Source organism: Haloarcula terrestris (assembly GCF_031624315.1).
Classification (GTDB): Archaea; Halobacteriota; Halobacteria; order Halobacteriales; family Haloarculaceae; genus Haloarcula; species Haloarcula terrestris.
The window spans coordinates 273,960-290,685 of record NZ_JAMQOM010000003.1; the positions used below are offsets into that span (position 1 = coordinate 273,960).

Annotated in this window: 17 protein-coding genes; 10 read left to right on the forward strand and 7 right to left on the reverse strand. The window is 65.1% G+C overall.

The annotated features are described in order from the left end of the window. Window positions 1-29 precede the first annotated feature (29 nt). The 3 genes from ftsZ to NDI54_RS08445 form a co-directional block, all read right to left on the reverse strand. Window positions 30-1,190 carry a cell division protein FtsZ gene (gene ftsZ / locus NDI54_RS08435; protein WP_310896014.1) on the reverse strand — a complete coding sequence of 387 codons (1,161 nt, stop codon included), beginning with the start codon at window positions 1,188-1,190 and terminating at the stop codon, window positions 30-32. A 102-nt stretch (window positions 1,191-1,292) separates the two neighbouring features. Beyond that, complete coding sequence (locus NDI54_RS08440) at window positions 1,293-2,645, reverse strand: D-aminoacyl-tRNA deacylase (RefSeq protein ID WP_310896015.1); 1,353 nt, start codon at window positions 2,643-2,645, stop codon at window positions 1,293-1,295. After that, window positions 2,645-4,006: a sodium:calcium antiporter gene (locus NDI54_RS08445; protein ID WP_310896328.1), complete on the reverse strand. Its 1,362-nt coding sequence runs from the start codon at window positions 4,004-4,006 to the stop codon at window positions 2,645-2,647. The genes NDI54_RS08440 and NDI54_RS08445 overlap by 1 nt, the downstream gene beginning before the upstream one ends. A 137-nt stretch (window positions 4,007-4,143) precedes the next feature. Here NDI54_RS08445 and NDI54_RS08450 point away from each other — a divergent pair, with 137 nt between their 5' ends. The 5 genes from NDI54_RS08450 to NDI54_RS08470 all read left to right on the forward strand — a co-directional run bounded on the left by NDI54_RS08450 (window position 4,144) and on the right by NDI54_RS08470 (window position 8,730). Further along, complete coding sequence (locus tag NDI54_RS08450) at window positions 4,144-4,941, forward strand: shikimate dehydrogenase (protein WP_310896016.1); 798 nt, start codon at window positions 4,144-4,146, stop codon at window positions 4,939-4,941. Between the two features lie 50 nt (window positions 4,942-4,991). Beyond that, entirely contained in the window at window positions 4,992-5,624 is a 633-nt protein-coding gene (locus NDI54_RS08455) for a helix-hairpin-helix domain-containing protein (protein ID WP_310896017.1), read from the forward strand. 69 nt (window positions 5,625-5,693) lie between these two features. Then, window positions 5,694-7,163 carry an aminodeoxychorismate synthase, component I gene (gene pabB, locus NDI54_RS08460; RefSeq protein ID WP_310896018.1) on the forward strand — a complete coding sequence of 490 codons (1,470 nt, stop codon included), beginning with the start codon at window positions 5,694-5,696 and terminating at the stop codon, window positions 7,161-7,163. Next, window positions 7,160-7,873 carry an anthranilate synthase component II gene (locus NDI54_RS08465; RefSeq protein ID WP_310896019.1) on the forward strand — a complete coding sequence of 238 codons (714 nt, stop codon included), beginning with the start codon at window positions 7,160-7,162 and terminating at the stop codon, window positions 7,871-7,873. Before pabB ends, NDI54_RS08465 begins: the two co-directional genes overlap by 4 nt. Beyond that, window positions 7,858-8,730: an aminotransferase class IV gene (locus tag NDI54_RS08470; protein ID WP_310896020.1), complete on the forward strand. Its 873-nt coding sequence runs from the start codon at window positions 7,858-7,860 to the stop codon at window positions 8,728-8,730. The genes NDI54_RS08465 and NDI54_RS08470 overlap by 16 nt, the downstream gene beginning before the upstream one ends. Before the next feature lie 85 nt (window positions 8,731-8,815). Here NDI54_RS08470 and NDI54_RS08475 read toward each other — a convergent pair whose 3' ends face one another. Beyond that, window positions 8,816-9,874 (reverse strand): saccharopine dehydrogenase family protein, encoded by a 1,059-nt coding sequence (locus tag NDI54_RS08475; protein ID WP_310896021.1) that lies wholly within the window; start codon window positions 9,872-9,874, stop codon window positions 8,816-8,818. Between the two features lie 103 nt (window positions 9,875-9,977). Here NDI54_RS08475 and NDI54_RS08480 point away from each other — a divergent pair, with 103 nt between their 5' ends. Next, window positions 9,978-10,394 (forward strand): Rieske (2Fe-2S) protein, encoded by a 417-nt coding sequence (locus tag NDI54_RS08480; RefSeq protein WP_310896022.1) that lies wholly within the window; start codon window positions 9,978-9,980, stop codon window positions 10,392-10,394. 25 nt (window positions 10,395-10,419) lie between these two features. On the opposite strand, the gene NDI54_RS08485 is transcribed toward NDI54_RS08480, so the two are convergent. Next, window positions 10,420-10,710, reverse strand: coding sequence for a transcriptional regulator (locus NDI54_RS08485; protein WP_004592932.1), 291 nt, complete (start codon window positions 10,708-10,710; stop codon window positions 10,420-10,422). Between the two features lie 107 nt (window positions 10,711-10,817). Here NDI54_RS08485 and NDI54_RS08490 point away from each other — a divergent pair, with 107 nt between their 5' ends. Then, window positions 10,818-11,267 (forward strand): pyridoxamine 5'-phosphate oxidase family protein, encoded by a 450-nt coding sequence (locus NDI54_RS08490; protein WP_310896023.1) that lies wholly within the window; start codon window positions 10,818-10,820, stop codon window positions 11,265-11,267. Between the two features lie 153 nt (window positions 11,268-11,420). On the opposite strand, the gene NDI54_RS08495 is transcribed toward NDI54_RS08490, so the two are convergent. After that, on the reverse strand, window positions 11,421-11,525 hold the full coding sequence (locus NDI54_RS08495; protein WP_310896024.1) for a DUF211 domain-containing protein: 105 nt from the start codon (window positions 11,523-11,525) through the stop codon (window positions 11,421-11,423). A gap of 635 nt (window positions 11,526-12,160) precedes the next feature. Between NDI54_RS08495 and NDI54_RS08500 the strand changes: the two genes are divergently transcribed. Then, on the forward strand, window positions 12,161-13,030 hold the full coding sequence (locus NDI54_RS08500; protein ID WP_310896025.1) for a universal stress protein: 870 nt from the start codon (window positions 12,161-12,163) through the stop codon (window positions 13,028-13,030). A 6-nt stretch (window positions 13,031-13,036) separates the two neighbouring features. Here NDI54_RS08500 and NDI54_RS08505 read toward each other — a convergent pair whose 3' ends face one another. Beyond that, window positions 13,037-13,672, reverse strand: a complete 636-nt coding sequence (locus NDI54_RS08505; protein WP_310896026.1) for an FAD-dependent oxidoreductase — start codon at window positions 13,670-13,672, stop codon at window positions 13,037-13,039. A 204-nt stretch (window positions 13,673-13,876) separates the two neighbouring features. On the opposite strand from NDI54_RS08505, the gene NDI54_RS08510 reads away from it, so the two are divergent. Further along, window positions 13,877-15,637 carry a 2-oxoacid:acceptor oxidoreductase subunit alpha gene (locus NDI54_RS08510; RefSeq protein ID WP_310896027.1) on the forward strand — a complete coding sequence of 587 codons (1,761 nt, stop codon included), beginning with the start codon at window positions 13,877-13,879 and terminating at the stop codon, window positions 15,635-15,637. Continuing rightward, a complete protein-coding gene (locus tag NDI54_RS08515) occupies window positions 15,634-16,497 on the forward strand; it encodes a 2-oxoacid:ferredoxin oxidoreductase subunit beta (RefSeq protein ID WP_310896028.1) in 864 nt (287 codons plus the stop codon). The genes NDI54_RS08510 and NDI54_RS08515 overlap by 4 nt, the downstream gene beginning before the upstream one ends. The last annotated feature ends 229 nt before the right edge of the window (window positions 16,498-16,726 follow it).

Consider the following 16,726-nt stretch of genomic DNA (forward strand, 5'->3'; position numbering starts at 1 on the left):
CGAGTCCCGGGCCGCGGTCGACGCGGCCGTCAGTCGACGTAGTCGATGTCTTCGCCGAGTTGCTGGGCGGCCTTCTCCTGTTCGGCCTCGCTCTGGCCGTAGATCTGCGGGCTCTCGACGCCGGTGACGACGATCATTGTCTCCATCTTGCCCTCGAACTCGTTGTTGACCGACGCGCCCCAGATGATACGGGCATCGGGGTCGATGCGGTCGTAGATCTCCTCGACGACGCCCTCGGCTTCCTCGATGCTCATGTCTGGGCCGCCGACGACGTTGACGAGGGCGCTGTTCGCGCCGTCGAACTCTACGTCAAGCAGCGGCGAGCGCAGCGCCGAGCGGATGGAGTCCTGGGCCTTGTTCTCGGAGTCGGATTCGCCGAGGCCGATCATGGCGACGCCGCCGTTCTCCATGATCGTGCGAACGTCGGCGAAGTCCACGTTGACGAGGCCGGGCTTGGTGATCAGTTCGGTCATGCCCTTGACCGAGCGCATCAGCACGCGGTCGCAGATCTTGAACGCGTCCTGCAGCGGCATGCTGGGCGCGTAGTCGAGCAGGCGGTCGTTCGGCACGACGATGACCGTATCCGAAACCGAACGGAGTCGTTCGAGTCCGGCGTCGGCGTTTGCACGGCGACGCTCACCCTCCGCGGTGAACGGAATCGTGACGATAGAGATAGTCAGCGCGCCGGCTTCCTGTGCGGCCTGTGCGACGACCGGGGCCGCGCCGGTCCCGGTGCCGCCGCCAAGCCCTGCGGTGACGAACACCATGTCCGAGCCGTCGATAGACTGCTGGATGTCCTCGATGTCTTCCTGTGCGGCCTCCTCGCCGATTTTCGGGACCGAGCCGGCCCCGCGACCGCCGGTGCGCTTGCGGCCGATGAGAATCTTGGTGTCGGCGGCCACCTCGTCGGCGAGGTGCTGTGCGTCGGTGTTTGCGGCGACGAGCTTGGCCCCGTGGATGCCTTCCTCCATCATCCGGGTGACCGTGTTCCCGCCGGCACCGCCACAGCCGACCACGGTGATTTTCGTTTCAAGGTCTTTGACGACGCTCGACAGCTCCTCGTCGGACATCGTTCCCGACGTGGACATGTCCTGGGTCGGCGACGATGTCGTTTCGTCGTCGCTGCCGCCAGCCGCGTCCTCCCCGTCTTGTTCAGCCTCGTCGATAGCGTCGTCAATTATCGAATCCATAATTTAAAACCCCCTTGCAGACGAATAGTTATTAGTTTTCCCCTCTGTCTGACGAGCGTCTGACGTGTTGAATCTCCGTTTCGGCGGCTGACACGGCGGTGTTCACAGCGTATATCGACGTATACGCTCGCGTTGGAACCGCTCCGGGTCGATTTCCTCTCCGTCGATTTCGACGGGCTGGCCCGATGCGAGTTTCCCGAACTTCGGGCCTTCAGGGATGTCAGCCGTTCGCGCGAGGTCCGGGTCGAACGCCGTTTCGCGGGCGACCAGTTCGTCCGCGCGTCGCTCGACGCTGTCGAAGCGCTGTTCGAGAATATTGACAATCGGGGCGAGGAAGGACGGCAGTTCAGTGTCCTCCGGACAGACAATCGGCCCTGTGAGGACGGTTCCGTTTTGTTCGGTTCCGTACGCGATGGACCGGCGCTCTATCGTCTCACGCAACGTCTCGCTGTCGACGCCGCGTGCGTCCGCGATGAGTTCGTCAGGGAGGTCGAGCATCGTCCACTCACCGTCGCCGGGCGCAAGCTCGCCGAATCTGAGTCCCTTGTCGACCGGTCTGATAGCGTCTTCCAGTGACTTGACGAGGCTCAGGTCGACGCCGCTCGTCTCCTGAACGAACGTCTCGCTGACGACGCGATAGCCGAGCGACTCGATGGTCTCCTGCAGCGCCGGGCGGTCGCCCTCCATGAGGGCGTAGTCGGCCGCGCTGGCCCGGAACGCGCGTTCGAGGACGGCGTCGCGCTCCGCGTCGCTGTCGGCCCACTCGTCCAGGGCGTCTAGCGACCAGTTGGCGGCGATGTGGCCGACTGCCCAGTCCGTCTCGCGGACGACCCGCTCGAATCGCGGGGCGTAGTGGCCGCCGCCGACGCCGAGGAGGTGGCGACGCGTCCCGTTCTCCCGGGGCTTGTCAGCCGGTTCGTCCGCGAGGTCCAGTATCGCCCGGGCGACAGCCTCGGCGGCATCGGGGTCCTCCCACTGTGGCTCAGCACTCCCGACCTCTACGAACATCGACGGGACGCCGACGGTCGTCGGGCCGTGGTGAGTACACTCCATCCCGACCTCGTACTCGGGCGGGGCGTGGCGCTGGAGCGCCGAAACCACGGCCTCGTGTGCGCCGGGGCAGGCGCGGGCGAAGTGTCCGTCCTCGCCGCCGAACTCCGCGACGCCGAAGTTCCCGGTGTGGTGGGCCGTCAGGAGTTCCTCGGTCTCGCCGGCGTGTTTCGAGGCGAACACCAGCAGGTCCAGGTCGTCGAACGCCGCCCCGATGTCTTCGATGTCCAGATGCAGCGCCTCGAACTCGCGGAGTTCCACGCTGTCAGTGCGATACACTGTGCCGCCGCCCTCGGCGTCGGGCCGCGTCTCGTCGACGCTGGTGTCCCAGTCCCGCAGAGCGCGCAACTGCTCGCCGATGTGAACCGACGCCGCGTCAGCCTGTGAGACGACGATCCCGAGCATCAGTCGGCGTTCTCCGGATGGACCGGCTCTCGGCCCACCGCGGACCGGACGGCGTCACCAGCCAGCCCGAGCAGGTGTTTCAGCGCCTCGCGACGCTGGACGAACAGCGCCACGCCGATAACGAGGTACATTCCCGTGTACGCAAGCAGGAGGCCATGACTCGATATCGGCAGGGCGACGAGGTCCCTGATGATGGCGAACTCCAGGATCACCTGCGAAATGAACAGGAGGAACAGTCCGACCGCCTCGCGGATACTGATCTCGAAGTTGACCAGAATGGCGAGCGCGAAGAAGGACTGGGCAGCGGTAATCCAGATCTCCGCGCCCTGTCTGGCGTCGAACGGCAGGACGCCGTACCCGCCGAGCGCGATGGAGTACACCACCGCGATGGTCCCGATGAGCAGCGTCCACTGGTTGAGTTTCGAGGAGATGAGCGCGTTGAACCCCGCCGTCGACCGGGCCTTGTTGACCAGTACGGCGACGACGATGAGTTCCGGCGACTCGCTGGCGAGCGGGGCGACCCACTGGATCATGAAGAACTCGGGGATGCCGTTGGCGACGCCGATCTCTTCCAGTCCGTGGGCGAACGGCTCGACGGCCGTGAAAATCATCGCGCCAGAGTAGCCGAACAGGAGCAGGACGACGATGGGCCGCCACGGCAGCGACCACTCCTGGAAGTACTTCGGGACGCCGACGGTGTGCTCGCTGTGTTCGATGTCGGACTTGAGGACGAGGCCGATGTACGTGACGTACAGACCGACCAGAAACAGCGTATCGAAGATACCGATACCGCCGCCGAAGGGAACGAGAAACGCCCACAGCGTCGCCAGGAAGAGAAACGAGATTTCGGTCGCGATGTCGGTGTCCAGTTGGACGGCGTCTTTCAGGAACCCGTCGCGTTTCTTTACTGCGGGGTCCCGCGTCTTCGCGGCGCGCCAGACAGTGAACACGGCGATGCCGGCCCAGCCGATGCCGATGAGAATGCGGTTCGCGCCGGTCATGTTCGCAATCGCCAGGTTCGCGTCGTGACAGGCGCGGGCCAGCGGCGTCGCGCTGTTCTCGATGGCCTGTGCGGAAAGTTGGCTACAGGCCTCTGTTGTTGCCCCGCCAGCCCCGGCGTTCCAGGCGTACAGCGCGTCGACAGCGTACTCCGGGGCCACGGCGAGAACAGCCAGCACGGCGATGGCAAACGACCGTGGCACGTCTTTCTCGGCCGTCTCGGCTCCCCAGGCCAGGAGGAACGACGCCCCGAGGACGGCGATCCCGCTGACGGCAACGGTCGCCACGTTCCCGACTTCGGTACCAGTGACGAACAAATAGACCCAGCCGAGTGTCAGAGACACTGTTACCGCGACCTGCACCAGCGGATGACGAAGACGACTCACTACCTCAGATGTGGCTGGGTCCGGCTGAAAAGCTTGCGAAAGTGTCGGCTGAGCACCCTGACCACTCGCGGGAGAGCGTGGCGTTCATACCACCGGGGGACGCTGGCGTTGGTATGGACGTTTACGGTCTCATCGGGAACCCGGTCGGGCACTCGCTGTCGCCGCCGATGCACGAGGCGGGCTACGAAGCACTGGATCTTGACGCGCGCTACGTCACGTTCGAACCGGCGGCCGACTCCGGTGCCGACGCTATCGAGGCGGCAGCGACGCTCGGAATCGACGGTCTCAACGTCACCATTCCGTTCAAGCAAGACGTACTCGACGCCGTCGATCCCGCGCCACTTGCCGAGCGGATCGGCGCTGTCAACACCGTCGATTTCACCGGCGAAACGCCGACGGGCTACAACACGGACGCCGTCGGCGCGGTCCGGGCGCTGGCACACCACGACGTGTCGCTGTCCGGAACCGCTGTCGTCGTCGGAGCTGGCGGCGCGGGGCGCGCGGTCGCGTTCGGCCTCGCCGACGAGGGGCTGTCGGTCCACATTGCGAACCGGACCGAATCGAAGGCACACGCGCTGGCCGAAGATGTCCCGGACGCGACTGGTCACGGACTCGATTCGCTTTCGGACCTGCTCGCTGACGCTGACATCCTCGTCAACTGCACGAGTGTGGGCATGGAGGAAGACGAGACGCCGGTGCCCGCGGACGCGCTACACGGCGACCTCGCGGTACTCGATGCGGTGTATACGCCGATCGAGACCCGACTGCTGCGGGACGCGGCGGCCGCGGGCGCGACGACGGTCGACGGCGCGTGGATGCTCCTGTATCAGGGCGTCGAGGCGTTCGAACTCTGGACCGGCGAAGACGCACCTGTAGACCGGATGAACGGGCAGTTACGCGAGAGCCTGTAGCGAAACGGCCACCAGCAAGAGATTTGTGTTGGGGATAAATACGTCCATGTATGGGTCTGCTTCAGAAATTGAAATCCGCTCTCGGGCTTGACGGGACGGGGTCATCCGCGTCAGGGACCAATCGCGACGTGGACGTGACCGTCGAACGAGAGCCCTCTACTGAAGACGAGGACGCCGTCAAAGGGACGAACACCGCGACGACTACCGAGACCTCCGACACTGCGGGTGCTGAGTCGGCCACGGAGAGTGACACGTCCGCTCACACTGACGAGGCGGCGACCGCGGAATCCCCGGCTACGGCCGACGACGAGTTATCGGCTGAGACCGCTGACGCCGCCACAGAGGCCGAGACATCTGACGAAGACGGGGCCGATGATTCGGCTGTCTCCGCTGCCGAAGAATCGGCTGCGGCTGAAGAGGATCCGGCCAACGACGAACAGGCTGGGGCCGACGATGAAACGGCCGAGACCGACGACGAATCGGCCGAGACCGAAGACGAGGGAAGCACTGCGCCCGTCACCGACATCAAGGGAATCGGACCCGCCTACGCCGACCGACTCGTGGATATCGGTATCGAGACGGTGGGCGACCTGGCCGGAGCGGACGCGGCTGCTATCGCTGCCGATACTGACCTCTCGGAGAGTCGCGTCTCGGGCTGGATCGAGCGAGCACAAGACTACTGAGGGGCAGGCATTCCATCTGTTTGTGCCGAACCGCAAGGGAATTAGTCGCCGCACTGTTTTCGTTCGCTAATGCCATCGGTCGCAACCGACCGGACCGCGTTCACCGACCTCGCAGCCGACGCGTCCCCGGAGGCGCGCGTCCCCGTCGAGGTCCGCGTAGATGTCGACGACCCGTTTCTCGCCTACCGGCGGGCGCGCGATGAGACTGGCGGCGTGTATCTGGCGACCACCGGCGGTCAGTCGGGCTGGGGCTACTTCGGGACGGCCCCGGCGGACTTCCGCGAGGTCGATCCGAGAGCGGGTGCGACTCTCGGCGCGCTAACCGAGTTCCTCGACGGCGAGCGATTGGTCCGCGGCGACTGTGACGTGCCGTACCCCTGTGGAGCCGTCGGGTGGCTATCCTACGACGTGGCGCGGGAACTGGAGTCACTGCCCGACAGCGCCGACGCCGACCGCGCGCTCCCGAACCTGCAGGTGGCTCGCTACGACCGCTTCGCCGCATGGGAAGAACCCCGCGATGAATCGGTGACGCTGCGCGTGACAGCCTGCCCGCGGATCGGCGACTTCGAGACGCCGGAACTGGCCTACGAGTTCGGCAAGCAACACGCCCTTGATCTGGCTCGGGCGGCCGAACAGGGCGACCCTGCCGTCGGGGACCCGCCGGTCGAGGCAGACGAAGCAACGTTCGAGAGCGACTGCACGCGCGAGGAGTTCGCCGACCGTGTCCGGACAGTGAAGCAGTACATCCGCGACGGCGACACCTTCCAGGCAAACGTCTCGCAGCGCCTTCGCGCCCCCGCCGCGGTCCACCCGGTCGAGGCCTTTGACGCGCTTCGAACGGTTAATCCCGCACCGTACTCCGCTCTGCTTGAGTTCCCCGGTGTCGACCTCGTCAGCGCTAGCCCGGAGCTCCTCCTGCACCGCGACGGCGACCGAATCGAGACTGAACCCATCGCCGGCACCCGCCCGCGAGGTGGCACACCCGAAGCAGACGACCGACTGGAGGCGGACCTGCTCGCCGACGCAAAGGAGCGGGCCGAACATGCGATGCTCGTCGACCTGGAACGCAACGACCTCGGGAAAGTGAGCTCATTCGGCAGCGTCGAGGTGTCGGACTACCGGCGCGTCGACCGCTACTCCGAGGTGATGCACCTCGTCTCGGTCGTCGAGGGGCGGCTCCGCGACGGCGCGACCCTGCAGGACGCCATCGCCGCGGTGTTCCCCGGCGGGACTATCACCGGCGCGCCCAAACCCCGGACGATGGAGATAATTGACGAAGTGGAGACTACCCGGCGGGGGCCATACACCGGCTCTATCGGCCTGTTCGGCTTCGACGGCCGGGCGACGCTGAACATCGTCATCAGGACCCTGGTCCGGTACGCCGAGGAGTACCACCTCCGCGTCGGCGCTGGCGTCGTCCACGATTCGGACCCGGACAGAGAGTACCAGGAGACGCTGGACAAGGGCCGCGCACTGATTAACGCCGTCGATGAGGCGCTGGGGCGGCGCGTCGATCTGGCGATGGAGGATCAGCAATGAGTGGAGCTGGTGCGACAGCCGGTGACCCCGACGCGCTCGCCCCCACCGTCCTCGTCGTCGACAACTACGATTCGTTCGCGTACAACCTCGTCCAGTACGTCGGCGAGGTGGTCCTGCGGCTCGGCGGGACCGAGGACGACGTAATCGTCCGGCGCAACGACGCCATCGACGTTGAAGACATCCGCGAACTGGACCCCGACGGCATCGTCGTCTCGCCGGGGCCGGGGACGCCCGAGGACGCAGGTGTCTCGATGCCGATCTTCGAGGAGCTGGAATACCCGACGCTGGGCGTCTGTCTCGGTCACCAGGCGCTGTGTGCGGCCAACGGCGCGCCCGTCGGCCACGCCGAGGCGGTCGTCCACGGCAAATCGTCGTCGGTTACCCACGACGGCACCGGCGTGTTCGCGGACCTGCCGGACCCCGTTGAGGTCGGCCGCTATCACTCGCTGGCGGTCGACCGCGAGAACCTCCCCGACGTGCTGACCGAGACGGCGTACACCGTCAGCGAAGACGGCTCCGGCGGAGCCGATGGGACGCCAGATGCGTCCGATTCTGTCACCGCCGACGGCACGGACGAGTCCCAGGTCGTCATGGGCGTTCGCCACAGCAGCCGACCGCACATCGGCGTCCAGTTCCATCCCGAGAGCATTCTGACCGACCACGGCAAGACCATGATCGAGAACTTCTGCCTGCTATGCAATACCACGTAGACGGGGCGCTCGTCCCCGAGGACGAGGCGACGGTATCGGTGCGCGACCGCGGGTTCATGTACGGCGACGCGGCGTTTGAAACGCTCCGAGCCTACGGCGGCGAGCCGTTCCGGTGGGACGCCCACCGCGAGCGCCTCCAGCGGACGGCCGAGACGCTGGGTTTTGATGAGGCCGTGCCCGACGACCTCCGGGAGCGCGTCGCCGAGACGCTCGCGGCCAACGACATCGAAGAGGCGTACGTCCGGCTGTCGGTCACACGGGGCGTCCAGCCCGGGAAGCTCACGCCGGGGAGCGATGTCGACCCGACGGTCGTGGTGATCTGCAAGGAACTCCAGCGGGGCGGGCTCGACGGCGAGCGCGTCTGGGACGGGCCGGCGTCCGTCCAGACGGTCCGGACCCGGCGGATTCCCAGCGAGGCCGTCCCGGCGGACGCGAAGACCCACAACTACCTCAACGGGATTCTCGGCCGGCTCGAACTCCGGAAGGCCGCCGCCGGTAGCAATCCCGCCGACGAGTGTCTCATTCGGGACATGGACGGCAATCTGGCCGAGGGGGCGACGAGCAACCTCTTTTTCGTCACGGACAACGGCCTCCGGACGCCGAGTACGGATCTGGACCTGCTGCCGGGAGTCACCCGCGACGTGGTGATGGACATCGCCCGCGGCGAAGATTTCCCCGTCGAAACCGGCCACTACTCGCTCGATGCGCTGCGTGACGCGGATGAAGCGTTTCTCACCAACTCGACGTGGGAAATCCGCCCCATCGCGACCGTCGACGGCATCTCTGTGGGGTCCGGACCGATGACGAAACTCCTTCAACGGCTGTTCGACGAACGCATCGAGGACCGTCACTACTGATACGGACTGCTGTAGCCGTTTCCGTATTGGCCGCTTGCAGTCGGGCGGCCGTCGGAGAAAACAGGTACAGCAGTCCGTATGAGACTTACGCAACGTCTTCGCGTTCGACACCGTCGATAGCCAGAATCAGGTCGGGACCGTACGCGCCAGCGGGCGTCTGGAACCCGGCGGGCGCGTCACCGTCGAGGACCCGCTCGGTGATTTCGACCGCTGTCGCCGCGGTGAGGTCGTAGGTGTGTGGCCCCCGCAGCCGGGACTCAACCCGGTCGCCGTCGTCGGTTCGGGCCTCGCCCCAGACGAACGTTGGGTCGCTCGCACGCTCCTCGGCGTCAGGTCCGTCCATGGTCTGCTCGATGAGCCACTTGAGCGTGGCTTGCACCGGCGGGAAGCCGAGAGCGGGCGCGAACAGCCCCGCGAACCGCTGCTGTCGGGCCATCGCGGGCGGCATCGACATGTACACGGTGACGTTTGGAATGCCGGTGGTGTGGTACGCCGTCGACACGTCGCCCCACGGGATCGACACGGCGTGCATGTCGTCGTGTCCCCAGCCGAAGTCTATCTCGCGCGATTCGCTCCCGACAGCCACCCGTTCGATGCGGCCGTCGCGGCGCACCGCCCCACCACCGTCGATGTGTTCGACCATCGTCTTCGCAGTCCCCTTCGAGACGCCCATCTCGGCGTGAAACGCCAGCTCCAGCGTGTCGGCCTCGGGCAGCCGGTCAGCGAGGTGGGCGGCCATGCAGTCCGTCGGGACCACGTCGAAACCGGTTCCCGGAAGGAGCATCACCCCGGTCTCTCGTGCTTCGCTGTCCCGCTCGTGGATGGCCTCGAACACGTCGAGTTCCCCGGTGATGTCGAGGTAGTGCGTCCCGGTTCGCAGGCAGGCCGCCACCATCGGTTCCCACGTCCGGCTGAACGGGCCGGCACAGTGGATGACGGCGTCGGCGTCGTCGAGGACCATGTCGAGTACCTTGGGCTCGTCCAGCGCGACGACTTCGGACTCACAGCCCAGTTTGATCGCCTGGTCCGTGAGTTCGTCCCGATTCCGGCCAGCCAGTACGGGGTCCAACCCCCGGTCGATAGCTTCCCGTGTGATGAGATTTCCAGTATAGCCGTACGAACCGTAAATGACGAGGTCGCCCATGGCGTGGCGTTCTCAGCGCACCCCGATAACAGTTGACACGGGTTCGATAGTCAGAGCAGGGACCGGCGGTTTGAAACGACTGACTGCCGTACCGCTATTTATTATGGACGAGGACAGCCGGATTGTCGCGCTGGACGAGGTGCCCGACGACGGAACCTTTCTGTTCACTGTTCGGGACGGCTTCGACACGAAGGAGGCGATCATCGTCGAACTGTCCGACGCCGTCGTCGCGTTCGAGAACTACTGCCCCCACTGGACAGACATCAGACTGGACAAGGGCGACGGAGCGACGGTCCGCAACGGGGAACTGGTGTGTGAGAAACATGGGGCGACGTTCGAATCCGATTCGGGGCTGTGCAACTACGGTCCCTGTGAGGGGGCGGTTCTGGAAGAGGTGTCGATCACCACGGAGGACGGCGTCGTCTACCTCACCGACGACCGATACGAGTTCGAAAACCAGGGGCCGTCGGGCGACCACGACCTCTCCTCGCGCGGTCGCATCGGCTTCTCCGGGAACTAACGGTCGGAATCGGTAGTGTCCGGACTCAGCTTATTCGATACGCCGGCTCCGAGACGGCCTCGCATTTACACTCCGGGCACCGGCTTGGTCGGTTCGTCAGGTCGTCGAAGTCGGTGAAGCCACACTCCTCGCACTCCGGCGGCGCGACGAGGAGCTGTTCGTCAGTCGATTCTAAGGATTTCGAGATGTGCTCTACGTGTGTGAGCGCGTCGCTGGTCTGTATTTCGAACTCGTTGGCGATTGTCCCGGCGGCCATCGCTTCGTCGCGTAGTTGGTCAGCGATGCGCTGGCGCGTCGTCCGACTTGCCTCGCGCATGGGAACAGTTGGCAACCGACCGTTATAGGTCTTATTCCGTTCGCGAGCGTCCGGGTTGACCCGGCCGTGCGTGGGGCTTTATCTAACGCCGGTGAGTTATCTGATACATGGCTGAAACGAACCGCGCCGAGATGAGTGCCGACGACCGGGACGCGTTCCTCGGCGTCGGCGGAACGGGGGTGCTGTCGCTCGCGGTGGACGAGGAGACGGCCCCGTACGCGGCCCCCGTCTCGTATGGCTACGACCCCGAGGAGTCGGTCTTCTACTTCCGGCTGGCCGCCAACCGCGACAGCGAGAAGGGTCATCTCGACGGCCGTCCGGTGACGTTTGTGACATACGACGACGGCGATGAGCCATCGAAGAGCGTCGTCGCCAGCGGCCGCCTCGAAGACGCGTCGCGCGAGGCCATCACGAGCGAGGTCCTCGACGGCTTCGAGCGCGTCGACATCCCGCTCGTCGACGTGTTCGACCGGCCGGTCCGCGAGGTCACCTTCGAGTTCTTCCGGCTGGTGCCGGACGACCTGACCGCCCGCGAGGAAGTTCTGCGCGGCACCTGAACGGTCGATGCCGGACACCGGGTCGCAGTCGGCCGGCGCGAGCGGACCGCAATCGCTCGACTGGTACCCCGACGAGTATCCCGACGGGAGTACCACGCCGTGGCACACACGGCCGGTCGAGGACGTGTTCGAGGCGCTCGACCAGCGAGGCGGTCACGCCGGCGACGCTGTGTTGGGCGTAATGCGCTCGGTGAAGTCGATCAGCGGCGGGTCGTGGGGTTTCAGCACGTCGATGACGAGTCGGCGGACGGTTGCCATGCTTCCAGGTCGACCGTGTTTTCCCTCAATGTGCGGGTGGCAGACACGGCTTCCATCCCCTGACTGCGCCCCCATGGCCCGTCCCATCCATTTTGTTCAGGGACCGTAGCCAAGTAGACCGAGAATGAGAAGAACGATACCGCCCAGAATCGCAAAGAACGCAGTCATAGCGGCGTATGCGCGTTGTTCCTGTTTCGCCGTTTCAGGTTCTGACTCCCACTGGGTTGCGCTTGGATAGTTGCGGATCGACAGTGGCCGAGCCAATGCATATCCCCCGACAAGGATACAGAGAACGCCTGTCACCTCAGTAAGCACCATACGCTTTCCGTGCGATAAAACCGGCACAGCGCGTACTAAGTCTTCTGCCGCGTTCCCACTGGACTCCTCGATACGCAGATCACCAGAGCGGCCTATCCGTCCGTCTGAAGGTCCGAAACCTGGGGTAAAACCGAATTCTCGATTTCGGGCCGACAGCAGAATTTCGCAGACCGAACTGCGTGGGTAAGCGACTCTCCATCGGCTGAAAGGAGTACAACATGCGTCAATAGGTCGCGCTCTACCGGTGACTGCCTCTCGTACCTGCTCCCGTCACGACACTTTATCACACTCGCCGGCGAACACCGGGCCGATACGCGATGTTCGATACTATTCTCGTCCCCATCGACGACAGCCCTGGTTCCCAGCGGGCCTTCGAGGCCGCGGTGACCCTCGCAAAGCAGTACGGCTCGGCCGTCCACGTCCTCGCCGTGGTCGACGAACACGGACCACGCGACGACGAGTGGGACAGAGACGGCGACTCGCCGGCGGCGGCATTCATCGACGCTCACTCCGGCGCAGTTGACGCCGACGGAATCGACGTGACGCCGGCCGTGCGGGAGGGCGTCGTCCACGACGAGATCCTCGACTACGCCGACGAGACCGGCGTCAACCTCGTCGTCATGGGGACCCACGGTCGCACCGGTGTCCGGCGCTACCTGCTCGGCAGCGTCACCGAGAAAGTGGTCCGCCTGTCCGACGTGCCTGTCCTGTCTGTCAAGGCCGACGCCGAGTCGGGTGCGGTGGCCTTCGAGGACATCCTGCTCCCGACCGACGGCAGCAGCGGGGCCGAGGCGGCGATCGAACCCACCGCGGCGCTCGCGAGCGAGACCGACGCGACCGTCCACGTCCTGTCGGCCGTGGACACGCGCTCGCTGGGGATCGACGTGGGGTCGACCGTCATCATCGACGAACTGGAGTCCGTCGCCGAAGACGCCGTCGCCACCGCGTCGGAGCGCCTCCACGAGGAAGGCGTCGGGGCTGTCAAGACGGCCGTCGCCCACGGGATTCCCTATCAGGTCATCCTCAAAGCTATCGACGACAACGACGTGGACCTCGTCGTTATCGGGACCCACGGGCGGACCGGCATCGACCGCTACCTGCTCGGGAGCGTCACGGAGAAACTCGTCCGGACCGCGCCGGTGCCCGTCCTGACTGTCCGGTCGCCCGATGCCGGCGACGAAGCGTAGGCCTCGCTAGCCGAAGTTCTCGACCTTCGCGTCGTCGGTACTGACACCGGCGGCTTCCAGCGCTTCCGTGGCGGCGTCGAGGAAGTCCGCGAAGCCGTAGATGAACACCTGGCCGCCGTCCTCAATGGCCTCGGCCACTGGGTCGACGAGCGATTCGTCGCCGTCGATGACCGAAACGAGCGCCCCGGCGTCCCGAAGTGCGTCCAGTCGCTCCTCGTGGACCGGTGCGTCGTCCTGATACACGACGGCGGCCTCATTGCCATCCTCCAGCGCACGCTCGGCGATACCCACGGCCGGGCCGACGCCGGGACCGCCAGCGAGGACGACGACGCGGCTCTCGCCCTCGTAGTAATCAGAGCCGAACGGGCCGGCGATGCGGACGCCGTCGCCGGCGTCGAGCGCGCCGAGTTGGGGAGCCAGTTCGCCGTCGGGGTCGATACCGACGGTGATCTCGAAGGTTTCCTCGACCGTCGGCGAGGAAATCGTGTAGAACCGCGAGATGTCCTCCTCGTCGACGGTCAGGGTCAGTTTGACGAACTGGCCCGGCTGTGCGTCGAAGGCGTCCGGCGTTTCGAAATCAATCGCCACGGTGTCCGGTCCGACATCCCGGACAACGACAACGTCGAGGACTCGTTCATCCATACTTGGGAGTTGCCGTGACCGGCCAAGGCGGTTACGGTCGCCACGTGTTCTATAATGCTGAAAGGGGAGCCTCCGTGTCCCGATATACGAGAAATAACGGCGGTTGGTAGACGGAATATCTCAATATTAACTCGGATCCGAGTTTCCCGCTTGCGGGCGGTTACGGAAGGCTTTTCCTACCACGCTGGCTACCCGTGCGATATAATGCCAGAGGACCTGAACTGGGCCATCGGCGGCGAAGCCGGCGATGGAATCGACTCCACCGGGAAGATTTTCGCGCAGGCACTCTCCCGGGCTGGTCGACACGTCTTCACCTCAAAGGACTTCGCCTCCCGCATCCGTGGTGGGTACACTGCCTACAAGGTACGGACATCAGTCGACCGCGTCGAGAGTGTCGTCGACCGCCTCGACATCCTGATCGCACTCACAGAGCGCACCATCCACGAGAACGAAGAGGAGCTCCACGAGGACTCCGTCATCATCTACGACGGCGAGCGCTCGACGATGCAGGACGTGGAGGTTCCCGGCGACGCGACGGCGCTCGAAGTACCGCTGAAACGACTCGCGGAGGACGCGGGTGGGGCAATTATGCTCAACGTCGTCGCGCTGGGCGCGGCGTGTGAGGTCACCGGCTTCCCCATCGAGAACCTCGATGAAAGCCTCGAAAAGCGCTTCGGCGACAAGGGTGAAGCCATCGTCGAGAACAACAAGGAAGCCGCCCGGAAGGGACAGCACTACGTCCAAGAAGAGTACGGCGAGTTCGACTACGATATGGAGACCACCGACGAGGACTACGTGCTCCTCAACGGCGACGAGGCCATCGGCATGGGTGCTATCGCCGCCGGCTGTCGCTTCTACTCCGGCTACCCCATCACCCCGGCGACGGACGTGATGGAGTACATGACCGGCCGTGTCGACCAGTTCGGCGGGAAGGTCGTCCAGGCCGAAGACGAACTCTCGGCGATCAACATGGCGCTTGGCGCGGCGCGTGCCGGTGCCCGAGCCATGACCGCCACGTCCGGGCCGGGTATCGACCTGATGACCGAGACGTTCGGGCTGGTCGCCACCAGCGAGACGCCGCTGGTCATCTGTGACGTGATGCGCTCCGGTCCCTCGACCGGGATGCCGACCAAACAGGAACAGGGCGACCTCAACATGACGCTGTACGGCGGCCACGGCGAGATTCCGCGGTTCGTCGTCGCCCCGACCACGGTCTCGGAGTGCTTCTGGAAGACCGTCGAGGCGTTCAACCTCGCCGAGAAGTACCAGACGCCTGTCTTCCTCGTCTCGGACCTCGCGATGGCCGTGACCGAGCAGACGTTCTCGCCCGACACCTTCGACATGGACGAGGTCGAAATCGACCGCGGGAAGGTCGTCGACGAGAACGAAATCGACACGTGGCTCGACGAGAAGGGCCGCTTCCAGGCCCACTTCGCGGCCGCCGACGGGGTCTCGCCCCGGGCCTTCCCCGGGACGACCGACGGCGCGCACATGACGACCGGCCTCGAACACGACGAACTCGGTCGCCGGACCGAGGACACGGAGGTTCGCATCGAGCAGGTCGACAAGCGCCAGCGGAAAGTCGAGACCGCCCGCGAACAGGAGGACTTCGACTACCGGGAGTTCGGCGACCCCGACGCCGACACGCTGGTCATCTCCTGGGGCTCCAACGAGGGAGCCCTGCGCGAGGGGCTGACGCTGCTGGAGGACGAGGGCTACGACGTGCGGTTCCTCTCGGTGCCGTACATCTTCCCGCGGCCGGACCTCACCGAGGAAATCGAGGCCGCCGAGGATGTCATCGTCGTCGAATGTAACGCCACGGGGCAGTTCGCGGACATCATCGAACACGATGTCCTCGAACGCGTCCAGCGCATCAACAAGTACAACGGCGTCCGGTTCAAGGCGGACGAACTGGCGACAGAGATCAAGCAAACGCTTGACACACCTGCGGAGGCAACACAATGAGTTCCGACGTTCGCTTCACAGACTTCAAATCCGACAAGCAACCGACCTGGTGTCCCGGCTGCGGTGACTTCGGGACGATGAACGGCATGATGAAGGCGCTGGCGGAGACGGGCAACGACCCCGACAACACCTTCATCGTCGCCGGTATCGGCTGTTCCGGCAAGATCGGGACGTACATGCACAGCTACGCGCTCCACGGCGTCCACGGCCGCGCCCTGCCGGTGGGCATCGGCGTGAAGATGGCCAACCCGGACCTCGAAGTGATGGTCTCGGGCGGGGACGGCGACGGCTACTCCATCGGTGCCGGCCACTTCATCCACGCCGTGCGCCGGAACGTCGACATGAGCTACGTCGTGATGGACAACCGCATTTACGGGCTGACCAAGGGCCAGGCCTCGCCGACGAGCCGCGAGGACTTCGAGACCTCCACGTCGCCCGACGGGCCGAACCAGCCGCCGGTCAATCCGAAGGCGCTGGCGCTGGCCTCCGGTGCGACGTTCATCGCCCAGTCGTTCTCCTCGAACGCACAGCGACACGCAGAGATCGTCAAGCAGGCCGTCGAACACGACGGCTTTGGCTTCGTGAACGTCTACTCGCCGTGTGTGACGTTCAACGACGTGGACACGTACGACTACTTCCGCGACGCCATCGTCGACCTGGACGAGACCGACCACGACCCGTCGGACCGCGATCAGGCCAAGGACAAGATCCTCGAAAGCGACAAGGAGTACATGGGCGTCCTCTACCAGGACGAGGACTCGGTGCCCTTCGAGGAGCGCGAGGGCGTCGAAGGCTCGATGGCCGAGATCCCAGACGGCGCGCCTGAGGGCGCGATGGATCTCGTCCGCGAGTTCTACTAGACCACGTTTTTATGCCGAGCGGTGCGCGAAGCGCACCGCTCGGCATAAAAACGTGGGCGAAAAAGGCGACTTCGCGGCGTTCGCCGCGAAGTCGTGAAACGGCGGCCGCAGGCCGCCGTATGCTACTTTCGGTTCTGTTACTGCTGAACGAGATATTTCTCAGAATTAAATCCCGGGACCGAGTTGATGCGAGTGCAACACTGCCGAACAGTTTTATTTATGACAGTTG

Coding starts and splice junctions, on each gene's coding strand:
- ftsZ (WP_310896014.1), bottom strand. CDS start 1,190: ATGGATTCGATAATTGACGACGCTATCGACGAGGCTGAACAAGACGGG.
- NDI54_RS08440 (WP_310896015.1), bottom strand. CDS start 2,645: ATGCTCGGGATCGTCGTCTCACAGGCTGACGCGGCGTCGGTTCACATC.
- NDI54_RS08450 (WP_310896016.1), top strand. CDS start 4,144: ATGGACGTTTACGGTCTCATCGGGAACCCGGTCGGGCACTCGCTGTCG.
- NDI54_RS08455 (WP_310896017.1), top strand. CDS start 4,992: ATGGGTCTGCTTCAGAAATTGAAATCCGCTCTCGGGCTTGACGGGACG.
- pabB (WP_310896018.1), top strand. CDS start 5,694: ATGCCATCGGTCGCAACCGACCGGACCGCGTTCACCGACCTCGCAGCC.
- NDI54_RS08465 (WP_310896019.1), top strand. CDS start 7,160: ATGAGTGGAGCTGGTGCGACAGCCGGTGACCCCGACGCGCTCGCCCCC.
- NDI54_RS08470 (WP_310896020.1), top strand. CDS start 7,858: ATGCAATACCACGTAGACGGGGCGCTCGTCCCCGAGGACGAGGCGACG.
- NDI54_RS08475 (WP_310896021.1), bottom strand. CDS start 9,874: ATGGGCGACCTCGTCATTTACGGTTCGTACGGCTATACTGGAAATCTC.
- NDI54_RS08480 (WP_310896022.1), top strand. CDS start 9,978: ATGGACGAGGACAGCCGGATTGTCGCGCTGGACGAGGTGCCCGACGAC.
- NDI54_RS08485 (WP_004592932.1), bottom strand. CDS start 10,710: ATGCGCGAGGCAAGTCGGACGACGCGCCAGCGCATCGCTGACCAACTA.
- NDI54_RS08490 (WP_310896023.1), top strand. CDS start 10,818: ATGGCTGAAACGAACCGCGCCGAGATGAGTGCCGACGACCGGGACGCG.
- NDI54_RS08495 (WP_310896024.1), bottom strand. CDS start 11,525: ATGGCAACCGTCCGCCGACTCGTCATCGACGTGCTGAAACCCCACGAC.
- NDI54_RS08500 (WP_310896025.1), top strand. CDS start 12,161: ATGTTCGATACTATTCTCGTCCCCATCGACGACAGCCCTGGTTCCCAG.
- NDI54_RS08505 (WP_310896026.1), bottom strand. CDS start 13,672: ATGGATGAACGAGTCCTCGACGTTGTCGTTGTCCGGGATGTCGGACCG.
- NDI54_RS08510 (WP_310896027.1), top strand. CDS start 13,877: ATGCCAGAGGACCTGAACTGGGCCATCGGCGGCGAAGCCGGCGATGGA.
- NDI54_RS08515 (WP_310896028.1), top strand. CDS start 15,634: ATGAGTTCCGACGTTCGCTTCACAGACTTCAAATCCGACAAGCAACCG.